This is a genomic window from Cohnella candidum (assembly GCF_003713065.1).
Taxonomy (GTDB): Bacteria; Bacillota; Bacilli; order Paenibacillales; family Paenibacillaceae; genus Cohnella; species Cohnella candidum.
In genome coordinates, this window is record NZ_CP033433.1 from 2,417,865 (window position 1) to 2,431,186 (window position 13,322).

7 protein-coding genes are annotated in these 13,322 nt (G+C 51.6%); 1 reads left to right on the plus strand and 6 read right to left on the minus strand.

Annotated elements, in window-relative coordinates:
• Positions 1–33 precede the first annotated feature (33 nt).
• The 6 genes from EAV92_RS11430 to EAV92_RS11455 form a co-directional block, all read right to left on the minus strand.
• Positions 34–2,907 carry a cadherin-like beta sandwich domain-containing protein gene (locus tag EAV92_RS11430; protein WP_164472736.1) on the minus strand — a complete coding sequence of 958 codons (2,874 nt, stop codon included), beginning with the start codon at positions 2,905–2,907 and terminating at the stop codon, positions 34–36.
• A gap of 152 nt (positions 2,908–3,059) precedes the next feature.
• Complete coding sequence (locus EAV92_RS11435) at positions 3,060–4,634, minus strand: stalk domain-containing protein (protein WP_123041206.1); 1,575 nt, start codon at positions 4,632–4,634, stop codon at positions 3,060–3,062.
• A 32-nt stretch (positions 4,635–4,666) separates the two neighbouring features.
• Positions 4,667–7,792, minus strand: coding sequence for a FecR domain-containing protein (locus tag EAV92_RS11440; RefSeq protein WP_164472737.1), 3,126 nt, complete (start codon positions 7,790–7,792; stop codon positions 4,667–4,669).
• A 12-nt stretch (positions 7,793–7,804) separates the two neighbouring features.
• Positions 7,805–9,676 (minus strand): CHASE2 domain-containing protein, encoded by a 1,872-nt coding sequence (locus tag EAV92_RS11445; protein WP_123041208.1) that lies wholly within the window; start codon positions 9,674–9,676, stop codon positions 7,805–7,807.
• A gap of 178 nt (positions 9,677–9,854) precedes the next feature.
• Positions 9,855–10,091, minus strand: a complete 237-nt coding sequence (locus EAV92_RS11450) for a ferredoxin (protein ID WP_123041209.1) — start codon at positions 10,089–10,091, stop codon at positions 9,855–9,857.
• 125 nt (positions 10,092–10,216) lie between these two features.
• A complete protein-coding gene (locus EAV92_RS11455; protein WP_241158510.1) occupies positions 10,217–11,500 on the minus strand; it encodes a DNA polymerase IV in 1,284 nt (427 codons plus the stop codon).
• Between the two features lie 155 nt (positions 11,501–11,655).
• Between EAV92_RS11455 and cimA the strand changes: the two genes are divergently transcribed.
• Positions 11,656–13,275 (plus strand): citramalate synthase, encoded by a 1,620-nt coding sequence (cimA, locus tag EAV92_RS11460; protein WP_241158511.1) that lies wholly within the window; start codon positions 11,656–11,658, stop codon positions 13,273–13,275.
• The last annotated feature ends 47 nt before the right edge of the window (positions 13,276–13,322 follow it).

Here is a 13,322-nt window from a genome sequence, read left to right on the forward strand (position 1 = left end):
TTTCAACCAAATATATGACAAAGTACGAGTCTATCAAGCAGAGGGACGATGGATCGTAATCCAGTACGGATCGGATCCGTCATCCGGCTTTATCTGGTAATAGTTATCTCCATCCTGCAATTCCAAGAAGTAGATTCCTCCCTCGCCTGCCGTCACTTCCGTATCAGGACTACCCTCTTTCCATACCGTCCACTCGATCCCCGAATATCCGTTCGGCGTATATTCAAGAGCTACACCCTCAACGTCTGTTGAAACGTTATTGGTATAAGTATGATTCCACGGAACAAAGCCCGATAAGCTCGCGCTGTCTATTCGTACATCCGTCAACTCCGGCTCCGGATAAGGTCGAGTGATGATAATGCGATAGTTGGACCACCCTTCACTGTCGCTCGCTACCAAGTCGAAGGAGTTGGCTCCAAAATCCAGGGGGAGGCTGGCTGGATTTTGTAAGACGCCATTTTTGTATACGGCAGCCGTTACCCCGATATCTGTTGAGAAAACCGGCATGTAGACGGCAGAGACAACAGAACTTTCCACACTGCCAGTTGAATAGCCGTAACTCCCCCCACCTGGATGCGTTAACGAGATTGAATAGTCTGCCCCATTGTAATGATAGGCCATATTAAAACTCATACTGTAACGGGAAGAATCGCCATTGTATACTTTCAAGTTATATTCATCATGATAAACCTCAGCGATATCCTCCGTTACGATATCGAAAGAATGAATGCCCGCTGGAGACAGTGGAAGCGGAATTTCGTAAGGAGTTGCCACCTCCGCACCATTGACGGTCTTCACGGATGCCCACGAGGTATAATCCGAATCAAAGAAATTCATATACAAATTCGCTCCCAAAGCTCCGCCGTACACAGTAGAGAGATACGTATTGGGTCCGATTTGGGCAGCCGGCCGATAGCCTACTTTGATATTCGGAACGGGTTTCCCATTCTCAATGATAAAGAGCGCGACCGGGATCTCATATTCGTCAGATGACTCTTCTTTGGCATTGTCGTATACGTAAAGGAAATAGAAGTTCATACCTTCTTGCAACGTTACGGACTTACTGCCGCTCGTTTCCCAGGTTTGAACGGGAGCCGCGCGCATCTGATCAGCCGGAATTTCGCGGTATTCCGAGTCCCCCCATCCGTAAAGGGCTGCACTGTAATTGTTGCTGACAAAATTCAAAGTCAAATCGATACTGTCGGCGGGGGTATCGAGCCTCGTAATAGGTATGTTCTCTACATCCCTAAAAGAGTGCCAAGTAAGCGTGTTATCCCCGTCCGTCGCGCTAAATGAACTTAAGTAGTCGGATATTTGGTAAGTCGGCTCGCTTGGTGCCCTCGTGACGGTTAGGGTATAATTGCGAGTTGTCACGCCGTTAGGCGCCATAACGACAAAATCGAAAGTCGTTTCGTCACCAGGAGCGTTTAAGGCTAGCTTCTCCGTGGTTTTCGACGTCAGAACCGCAGAGTGGTATTTCACCGTGGCGTTCGATTCCTGAGTTACGAACGTCGCGACGATTTTTTGGATGTTGTTGCTTACCGACGCCTCGTATTCGGTCGGATCAACGGACGATTGCGTTACGGTGATCGGAGCGGCTGAACTGGAATCGTCCGTGTAACCAAACGCCCTGAGCGATTGCAATTGTGCGTTATCGGATAACACAACGCTTGAAGACGGTTGGCTGACCGGCACGGGTTGATTTCCAGGTGTCGAAGCTGCATCCAGTTTTTTCTTACTTTCGACGAATCGCTGTTTTTCCGCCTCCGAGAGAAGCTTCTCGTATTCCTCCTGGGCTTTTTTCTTTTTCTCCTCGTCCGATTTCTTATTTTCCTCTTCGCGCCTCAGCCGTTCTTCTTCAATTTTTTTGTTCAGATCAGCAAGCTTTTTACGTTCGTCTTCATCCTTTTTCCGTTGTTCGTCCGCCGCTTTTTTCGCTTCATCATCCTTTTTCTTTTGTTCGTACTGAAGACGCTTCTCTTCGTCGGAAAGGACGATATTCTTTTTGCTGAGATCGATCGTTACACCCGTTTGTGTTTGGGCTTCCTGAACCAATTGGTTCACTCGATCTTGTGAAATAAGACCGTTTTTCACCGCATTGTCAACGATAGCTCCGAGCAAGTTCTCCACGTTGGTTTTCTTGCGGGATAGATCATTGGACACGCCTGCATCCTCGAAATACTGATCCAATTTTTGTTGGTTCTCTTTTACGATTTCTCCCGCGGCTGTTACGATCGCTTCTATGAGGGATTTGTCGTTCTGCTTCATCAAGGTATCGAGATCGGCAGGTGCCACAATAATCTCCCCGACGTCCTCTTGTTCTTTAGTGACTAAGGCATTATTGCCTGGCTTCACGTCGTAGGATTCGTCGCTTCCAGCAGGTTTCGTGTTGACGACGCCAGCCGCCACTGTCAACCGTGTTGCACCGGTTTCCGGGTTAACGTTAACAAGCAAATGAGTTCCCCGGACGCCCATGATCGCGGTAGGCGTTTCCAACGTGAACTCATCGCTCTTGGAGGAGATCGACTTGACGTCCACCCAAGCCGAACCGTTAAGCATGCTGACTTTCGTCTTTGTCCCGTTCTTGTCGGAAAGCTTGGAAAAAGTCAGTGTCGTTCCGGAAGCGACCGACATTTTATCATCTTCGGAGGTTCCGTTCGCGAATTGAAGAACTGCAGAGCTGTTAGCGGATGTGGAGAGAACGTCTCCTTCGTTTAAGCTCATTTTCGCGAAAGCTTTAAACAGCTTGGAACCTCCGGATTTTTTGACTTGCACGGTGCCGCTCATTGATTTGATGATCGCGACACGTGATGTTGCCGCATGAACAGTATTAGCCGTTAAGTTGATCAGGGGTAAAGCTGCCAGCAACAGAGCCAACCCGTAAAGAAGCCCTTTTCGGAATCTCACTCTTATAACCTCCATGTTATTTCTATGTATTTTGCCTTTCGGCAGAATTGTCCGTATTTTGATTATAGAATCGAATCCTGTCGCATTTCTGTAATCTAGATTACAATTTGACAAAAAAAGGCGCCCTGAGCGGGCGCCTGACCTCTAATTCTTTAGAACGTTTTATCCCGGATGACGACGGTGGTTGCCGACTGATCCCATTGGATATCGAGGTTATTTTCTTCCGCGAAAAATCTGACCGGCAGGAACATCCGGTTTTGCTTGATAAACGCCGGTGCGTTCAAGGTAACCGTCGTATTCACGCCGTTTACCGTTTTGATGACGGTTTTGCTGCCGCTCTTGATCGTGTAGGTCGTATCGCCTTTGGTCAAGAAGGCTTCGTCGGTGGCATTGTTGTTCGTCACTTTATATTGCAAAGCTTCGGAAACGGCTCTTACCGGCAAGAACGTGTAGTTCGATTTCATTTGAGCCGGCACGTCGGAAGGCACCAATTTGCCGTTCAACAGAACGTTGATCGTTTTGCTCGGGAGAGTCGCGGGTTTCGTATACTTCTGCAAAACACGGATTTTGTTGCCATACTCGTCCGCGATGGCAAGACGTCCATCCGCAAGTACGGTGACATCCGTCGGATGGTTGAATTGAGCGGAACCCGTAACTCCATCCGTTTGGCCATACTCGGATCCTACACCGGCAAGCGTAGATACTTGCCCGCCTTTAATCAAACGGATCGCATGGTTCAAGCTGTCCGCAACAACAACGGTTCCGTCGGCGGTAACCGTAAGACCTTCTGGAGCGTTAAAGCGTGCAGCAGCGGCTGCCCCGTCGACGTAATCACCTTCCACATACGAAGCTTGGGAAGCATAGGAACCGCCGCCGGCAACGGTCGTGACTTGGCCGGAAGCAAAATCGAGGTAGCGGATCCGCTGGTTGCCACGGTCGCTGACATACAGATTGCCTTTCGCGTCGACGGCCACTCCGCTCGGCTCATTGAATTTCGCCGACGAAATAGCGCCGTCCAAGAAATCGCCCGCGTCTTCGACCGCACCTGGGAAGTATTCCACATTTCGGGTGGACGCAGCAGTCAACGTCGTGACTTTGCCGTCAGTGGCGATCTTCCGAATCACATGGTTCAGCGTATCGGCCACGTAAATGTTACCCTTCGCGTCGACTGCAACGTCGGTGGGATGATCGAAGGAGGCCTCCGAACCGATCCCGTCGGTGCTTCCGATTTTTCCGTTACCTGCAAGAGTCGTGACTTTGCCGTCTTTCGTGATTTTACGGATTGCGTTGTTTCCGGTATCGGCCACATAAATGTTGCCGGTAACGTCGATCGCCAAACCGGAAGGCAGCTCGAACGCCGACTGGGCCAGAATCGCATCATTCAAGCCGCCTTTCGGCAAGCCTGCATCATCCTCGCCTAGGTCCAGGCCCGCATAAGCGGAAACTTGTTCCGCAGTCAAAGTGCGAAGCAAATGGTTGCCGTTATCGGAAACGAGCAATTTACCGTCCGGCAACGCTACAACCGAGTGTGGGTGGAAGAACGTCGCGGCATTCGCCGCTCCGTTCTCGTGTCCCCACTCAGCTTTACCTGCCCACGTGCGGATTTCATAGAGTTTAGATGAGGTTGTCCAAGATGTGTCGGCTGCGGCGAAAGAAGAAGTCGCCCAAGAAACCGTAAGCGTAAATCCTAGTAAAAGGGCGGATAAGTTCTTTAACTTTTTGTTCATCGTATGGCTCCTGTCGTGTATTTTTACTTACTTTAAACCGGATGTTCTATTTCGAGCGGTTTGTCGCTTCTAATCAAGTAAATTTTGAAATCGAGATGATTCAATCGTGCCCGGTCCCAAACACGAACCTCGAAAATATAGGTATCCGGATTTGCCGGATCAAACGATGATGGTGTCATACCGTCCAAGACAAATACATGTCCAACCTTACTTACGGTCAATGACGGATTTTCGGAACCGGGTCTAATTTCGAGATCTTCATAATCTGAGTAATAATCTTTCAAGTATATACGAGAATCGTTAGAACCCGCTCCTAGGTAGTAAGTTAGGTAGGTTACAGTAGTAACGGACATCTCGTCTGAAGGCGGAAATCCTGCTCCAAACGCATCATCTGTTCTAAACCCAAAGGATTCGGCATACTCATCCAGATCTTCTGAAAAATATGGGTTAACAACGAGATCTGCCGCTTTCGTCCAATCAGAATCCGAAGTCCGCTTCATCCATAAAGTAAAGTTATCTGTGTCGTGGAGTTCAATTGTAAATTGGTGATCCGCGTCTGTGTCTGTGTCAGTAAAGTCCAATGCAGTCGTATGCTGGTAGCCATTATAGGTAATGTCGGTTACATGCTGTTCAACGTCTTGGTTGAGTCGCAATTGTATCATATAACCGGATTGAGGTTTGATATCCAAATCGACACTGTCGGCATAGGTAGTGTCGATGTAATATCTCGGTAGCTCATCCGTCGACAATCCTGTAACCGGTGTCCAATATCTGGTGTAGTTGCAATATCCACATTCACTATTGGGGGATGCAGACCAGGATTTCACGCCAGTTGGCAATTCCGCACGATACAACTTCAGCCAAGTGCGGTCTTCCATCCCCACATAATCGACACGGTATTCATTCATCCCCGGCTGCAACTTGACATGGAGATCGCCGTTATGATCTGAGTAATATTCGTACTCGTGGTCATATTCATCTTCAAGGTAACCTTGAGATGGTCTCAACCAAGGTAGTGATTCTTGATGATGGATGACGATATTCTCGTAACTCATTGGAATTTGTTTATAATATTGCGGCATCTCTATGCCATAGATTAAGTAATCATAACTTATTGGATCTCCGGCTTCCGTGGTGATTGTAAAAGGGTCGGTGTTCAGATCATTAAGAATAGAATCAATATCCCCTCTTACGTAATACAATGTTAGAGATTGACCGACCGATTCGCTTCCGTGTTTCAAGGTGAGCTTCATTGTCGTAACTTTGTTGTCAAGCAATCCTTCGATTAAATAACTATAGTAGCTACCGTCTTCTGATCCCGTAAAATGATATGTCGCCTTAGACTCTTCCGGTTCCAGAACCTGTAAGTCAACTCCGTTGACCACCGGGCTGGCCGAAGCATCCACACCGAATTCAAAATAAAGGGTGTCAGAGTATCCGTTCGTGACATATGATGTGTCGCCTATTTGATTCCAGTAATAGGTAATATTTGGTGATGCAGATGGGCCGTTGTTGTTGGAGTACCACCCGGACATTCCTTTCGGAAACGCCGCATGACTCACCGTCACATGGTATTCTTTCGTACTGACTAGAATCTTGACTGTCGTCCCGGATGCAAATTGATATAGCGGAATCCAGTACGTATCTCCTTCGGGATTCAAAGTTTCATATTCGGTAAGGAGACTCGGTTCTTCGAATTCCTTAGCGACACTCAAAGTACTGATCGACTGGTTGGCAGCAAAATCTTTCGTGAATTGGATGTAGTAGTTGTTGTTCGAGAGTTCGCCAAGATCCAACTCATTGCTCGTGAGCGAACTGTAAGGCACCTTCACTTCATTGCCCTTAGCATCTTTATAAATAATTCCGTAGAAAGACGGTACCGGATTCGAGATGACGCCACCGGAATTCGAGCCCGCCGAAGTCCCGCTGGACTCCTGCTGGCGCTTCTGAAGATCATCCTGGAACCGCTTCTTCTCCGCATCCGAAAGCTGCTTCTCATATGCTTCCTGCGCTTTCTTCTGCTTGTCCTCAAGAGCTTTCTTATTGGCTTCCTCTTGCTGCTTCTTCTGCTCTTCGAGTTTCTTCTGCAGCTCTTTGTCCCGCTTCTCTTCTTCCAACTTCAGCTGTTCCAATTTCTGTTGGCGGAGCTGTTCCTTGATGCGGTTAATAGCTTCCTGCTTTTTCTTTTCCTCGTCCGTTATCAGCAGGCTGGCATTGGTATAGTCCAGCTTCTGCCTGGTTGCGTCCAAAATTTGCTGAAGTACGTTGGTTTCGATTTTCTTCTTGTCGACCGCTTCTTTCACGAGCACGCCTAACAAGTTATCCAAGTTATGCGAGAGACGATCCAAGTCCGACTGGTTATTGATCGTCAGAGTGCCCGCATCCGGCTGCTTGCCTTGGTCGACCTCTTTCTTCAATTGATCCAGCAGCTGGTTGTTCTCTTCCCTGATCGCCGTACCGTTCTCGATGAATTTCTTGATGATTTCAGGCGAAGCTTGGCTGACGACTTCATTGACATTGATGATATTAATGCTATCCGCCAAGGAAGTTGGCGATTTGTCTGAACTCAAATCGATCTGTTGCGACGGATACACCAGGACGGAGTTCTGCCCATTGGATGCCGGGGTTTGCGTCTTCACTTTACCCGCCGCTACGACCAAAGACGTCGAGCCGGTTAAAGGATCCACGTTGACGAAGAAGTGCGTTCCCCGCACGCCCATGACGGCGGTCGGCGTTTCCAGCGTAAACTCGTCGTTCTTCGTCGAGATCGATTTAACGTCGACCCACGAAGTGCCGTTGAACATCGTCACTTTGGTACGGGTGCCGTTGCGGTCGGACAATTTGGAGAAAGTCAACGTCGATTTGGCCGCGACCGTCATTTGGTCGTCCTCTGAAGTGCCGTTCGCGAATTGGAGAACCGCAGAGGCGCCCGAATCGGTCGACAGGACGTCGCCTTCGTTCAGGCTCATTTTCGTAAACGCCTTGAATTGTTTGGAGCCGCCGGCTTTCTTCACCTGTACGGTTCCCGACATGGATTTGATGACGGCAACACGGGAAGTGGCCGCCTGTGTCGTGCCCGCGTAAACGCCCAGGAAAGGCATTGCCGCGAGCAGCAGCACCATGAACCTCAGAATCCCTTTTCTCATGAAATGCTTCACTCTCCTACCCTCTTAATCTTCTTTCGCTGCGGCGGCTTCTTGGATGGCCGGCGCGTCTTCCAGTCTTCCTAAAACCTCGTAAACGCGAATCGGGTGCGACTTTCCTTTGAACATCCGGTCTTCTCCCTCATTAAAGAGGAAGTATTCCTTCGTTTTCTCGTAAACGTGCTCCGAAACGTGGATCTGGCCCTTCTTCGTTTGCGATTCGATCCGGGCGGCAATGTTGACGTTATCTCCAATGGCGGTGTAATCCACGCGCAAGTAGGAGCCGATGTTGCCGACGACGACGTTGCCGGTATGGATGCCGATGCCCACATTGACTTCGACGCCGTATCTCTCGAGAATTTCATCGCGAATCTTGTTCATCGATTGTTGGATTTCATAGGCGGTTTTCACCGCCATCACCGGGTGGTTCTCCACGTCGAGCGGGGCGTTGAACAGAATCATGGCCGCGTCTCCGATGAACTTGTCGATCGTTCCGCGGTTGCGCAGCGTCGTCTCGGTGATCATGTTGAACATCGTGTTGAGCGTATCGACGAGCTCAGGCGGCGTCAGCTTCTCCGACAACGGGGTGAAGCCGCGGATATCCAGGAACAGGATCGTGATGTTTTTGGAGTCGCCGCCGAGTTTGATGTCGATATCCTGCGCCACGATCTGTTTGACGAGATCCGGCGAAATGTAACGACCGAATTGGCGGGTCACGAAGCTTTTCTGCGTGCTTTCCAGGTACGATTTGAGAGAAACGTTCGTGAGGTAGGCGAGCGTAATCGCGAGAATGATGTCCGCCGTTTTGATAATCGTCGTCGACTCCTGATAGTACATGTACTGTCCGTACAGGATACCTGCGATGACGACCAGGAAGATCAGGATCGAGTAGATATTTTTCATTCGCCACGGAATGAGAATGAACAAAGCGAAAAGAATCAAGCCTGCCAACATCTCGACCCAAACCGGCGTGTGGTTCACCGTCGTTCCTTTCAGCAGCTGATCGACGATGTTCGCGTGCACGTACACGAGTTTCATGTTCTTCTCGATCGGCGTCGTTCCGCTGTCCTGGCCGGAATCGTCGGACAAGCCCACTGCCGTGAAACCGACGAACACGATCGCGTTCTTGAACACGCTCGGATCGATTTCCCCATTCAGCACGCGGCTGAAGCCGACGGTCATGAAGTCGCTCGTGACGTTCTGGTAATCGATGGTGACGGTATTCTTGGCCGACTTCTTGCCCGGTTCCGTGTTCGGATCCGTCAGGGCGTCGTATTTGCTCAAATCCGCACCATACATCTGGGCCGCTTTGTACGCCAGGGACGGAATGACCTCTCCGTCCTGGGTCTTGATTTTCAGCCAGGTTTGGCGGATGACGGCATCGTTACTGATCACTCGGTTGATGTTGGCAAGCTGAACATGCTCGGCGATCGATGGGATCGGCTTGCTGACGCTGTATACGGTCGGCCATTCCTTGGGATTGACGGTGATCGTATTGAAAACGTCGCCTTCCGTATTCCCGATGACGGGCAAAATCACGTTATCGTATTGGGAGAGACCGTCCGCGAAAGCGGCGTCGCTGTCCGGGTTCGACTCTTCATTAAAGAGAACGTCGAACGCGATCGCTTTGGGCTCGTTCCCCGGTTGGTTAATCATGTCCAGGAATTGCGGGTAAACGGCCCTGTCCCAGGGGAATCGGCCCAAATCTTGCAGGGATTCGTCATCGATCGCGACGACGACGATATTCTCGTTGGGCTGGCCGTGTTTGGCTTTCACCATGTTGTAATCAAGCAAAAGATTGTCGATACTGCGAAGAAAATGGCTTTGATAGATCAATCCGATCGCGATCAGAACCACCACGTTCAGCACGATGGCGATTCTTTTAATTTTTTCCCTCAATGGTTATCCCGCCCTATGTAAAACATGCCAATCTGATACCGATTATAGCTTATTTGCTTAATATATTGTTGAAATAACCGAAAAAAATGACGGAATATGACGACGGTCATAAAGCACATGACAAAAAGCCCCCGCCTGGGCCGATTGGCCTAAGCGGGGGCTCTTTGCGTATGCGATATTACATGTTAAACGGAGAGTCGGCTACTTTAATGGAATCGGTCGGGCAGCCGTCTGCCGCATCTTGCAAATCGTCGTACAAATCTTCCGGAATTTCCGTGTTGCCGTGGTTTCCGTCACCCTTGAAAATGACTTCGGCAAGTCCTTCATCGTCGTAATCGTAAATGTCGGGAGCCGTTGCGCCGCAAGCGCCGCATGCGATGCAAGTGTCTTTCTCTACCCAAGTAAACTTGGCCATCGGTTACCCTCCTAAATTCTGATCCGTCGGTTTCTGCATCAACATAAACCTTCCACTGTCCAATATAATACAAAACCATTCCAAGATCAAACGAAAATGCAGATGAAACCGTTCGTTTTCCGCTCTTAATAACGATTCTCAGCGTCCGGGTCCGGCTCCCTCAGAAAGTCCTTTTCGAGAGAGGTTCCGCGTATTTTTTTGTTCCGGATCAGCGAGGACGGATCGTCGCTCAACATCCCCGCAGTAAGTACGGCGCCTTCGCCGAATTTGTCTCGAAGACGGTCCATGACCGTAACCAATTTATCTTTCTTGGGAGCTTCTTCATACGAAAATAAATCGAGCTGTACGGCTGTCTCCTGTTTCGGAGACAGCCCTTGCAAAGTGATGCCGAGCAGCCTCACGGGATCTCCGGCTTGCCAATTCGCATCCATTAATCGGCAGGCAACCTTATAGACGTCGTCCGAGGCGTCCGTGGGTACGCTGAGCCCTGCGGCTCTCGTGATCGTTTTCATGGACGGGTCGCGGATCGTGATCTGCACGGTGGAACACATCATACTCTGCCGCCGGAGCCGGCGGGTCGTCTGATCGGCCAGGTTGAGCAGCACGCGGCGGTATTGTTCCCGCTCCGTCAAGTCGGCCGGCAGCGTCGTCGTATGCCCGATCGACTTGGCCGCTTCCGACAGCGGCTGCACCGGCGCGTCGTCCAGCCCGTGCGCGGCACGCTTCATCCAAGCGCCGTACACGCCGAATCGTTCGGTCAGCATCCGTTCGTCCGCCGCCGCAAGCTCCCCGATGGTTCGGATATTGAGCCTCCCTAGTTTCTCCGCGGTTTTCGCGCCGATTCCGTACAATGTTTGGCAGGGTTTGCCCCACAGCAGTGTCGGAACGTCCCGGCGCCGGAGCACGGTGACCGCATCGGGCTTGCGCATGTCGGAGGCCATTTTCGCGAGCAGCTTGTTCGGCGCGACCCCGATGGAGCAGGGCAGCGACAGCTCCTCCCGGACGCGCCGCCGGATCGTCTCGGCGATCTCGATAGGCGTTCCGAACTGGCCGCTTCCGGTAACATCCAGGAAACATTCGTCTATGGATACCGCTTCTACCAGCGGCGTATAGTTGCCCGCGATCTTCATGAATCCCCGGCTGTATTTGCGGTAGAGATCGAAGTTCGGCGCGATGAGGATCAGCTCCGGGCACAGCGCGGTCGCCTGCCTCACCGTCATGCCGGTTCGGACTCCGCGCGCCCTCGCCTCGTAAGAACTCGTGACCAGAATTCCCTTGCGCAGCTCCACGCTGCCGGCGACGCCGGTCGGTTTGCCGCGGTACATTTCAGGCTGCTCGGCGGCATGCACGGAGCAATAGAACGCATTCATGTCGATATGAAGAATATATCTCCTCCGCGTTTCGCTCACGGCCGCCCCTCCTCTTTCAGCCCGAACATCCATTCGGCAATTCCATTATAAATGCCCGCGCGCGAAGGGCGCAACGCAGTCCAGTGCCCTCTACATTTGCGTCAACCCGTGCTATAATGGTTTCACCTGTTTGATGAACAAGGGGGAAGTTCGTTTTGGGCACGCCAACACCAATCACTATCTTCGATACGACGCTCCGCGACGGTACGCAAGGCGAAGGCATCAGCCTGACCGCAGAAGACAAAGTCAAAATCGCCCTGAGGCTCGACGCCCTCGGCGTACACTATATAGAAGGCGGCAACCCGGGCAGCAACAGCAAGGACATCGAATTTTTCCGGCGGATCCGGGAGATGAACCTCAAGGCCAAGCTGACCGCTTTCGGAAGCACCCGGCGCAAGAATTCTTCGTGCGAGCAAGACATCAACCTGAAGCACTTGACGGAATCCGGCGCCGTGGCCGCGACGCTCGTCGGGAAAACGTGGGATTTCCACGTTCACACCGCTCTTCAAACGACGCTGGAAGAAAATCTCGCCATGATCTACGAATCTCTCGCTTACGTGCGCAACCGCGGCATGGAGGCGCTGTTCGACGCCGAGCACTTCTTCGACGGCTACAAAGCGAACCCGGAATACGCGCTCGCCGCTTTGGCGAAAGCAAGGGATGCAGGAGCCGCTTGGATCGTTCTGTGCGACACCAATGGCGGCACCTTGCCGAACGAGATCCAGGAGATCGTTTCGAAAGTCGTATCCGAAATCAACGCTCCTATCGGCATCCATACGCACAACGACTGCGAGCTGGCGGTGGCGAACTCGCTGGCTGCTGTGGCGGCTGGCGCACGCCAAGTCCAGGGAACGATCAACGGCTACGGTGAGCGCTGCGGCAATGCCAACCTTTGCTCCGTGCTCCCCAACCTTCAATTGAAGATGGGTTACCGCGCCGTCAGCGACGAACAGATCAAAATGCTGACCGGCGTCGCCCGCTACGTCAGCGAGCTCGCCAACGCCCATTTGCCCGTCAACCAGCCTTACGTCGGCAACGCGGCATTCGCCCACAAAGGCGGCATTCACGTCTCCGCGATCATGAAGGATTCCAAAACTTACGAGCATATCCAGCCCGAGCTCGTCGGCAACAAGCAGCGCGTTCTGGTGTCGGAGCTGGCCGGTCAGAGCAACATTCTCTCCAAAGCCCAGGAACTCGGCTTAAACGTGAATCCCGAGCATGCGAAGTCCCGCATCGTCATCGACCGCATCAAGGAGCTGGAGCATCAAGGCTACCAATTCGAAGGCGCGGACGCCTCCCTGGAGCTGTTGCTGCGCGACGCCTTCGGCGACACGCAGGATATTTTCACCGTCGAAAGCTTCAAAATGATGGTGGAGAAAACCGCAGCCGGCATGGTGTCGGAAGCCATCGTCAAGCTTCGCGTAGGCGGGCAGCAGGTATACACGGTCGCCGAAGGGAACGGCCCGGTCAACGCGCTGGACAACGCGCTCCGCAAAGCGCTTATGCAGTTTTACCCGGACATCAACCGCATCCATCTCACGGATTACAAAGTGCGCGTATTGGACGAGAAAGACGCGACCGCCGCGAAAGTCCGCGTGCTTATGGAGTCCACGGATTTCAAGGACACGTGGAATACGGTCGGCGTTTCGTCCAACGTCATCGAAGCGAGCTGGGAAGCGTTGATCGACTCCATCCGTTACGCCCTGCTCGGCATGGTCAAAAAGGACGCTTTGGCGGATATCCCGAGGGAAGAGCTCGGCTTGGTTAACTTATAATTCCCGACTTCCGATTGCACCTAACAAAAAATCCATCCCCATTGGGG

What these genes read in the sequence shown, in the direction of transcription:
- EAV92_RS11435 (WP_123041206.1), bottom strand. Translation starts at nt 4,634, where the DNA reads ATGAACAAAAAGTTAAAGAACTTATCCGCCCTTTTACTAGGATTTACG.
- EAV92_RS11450 (WP_123041209.1), bottom strand. Translation starts at nt 10,091, where the DNA reads ATGGCCAAGTTTACTTGGGTAGAGAAAGACACTTGCATCGCATGCGGC.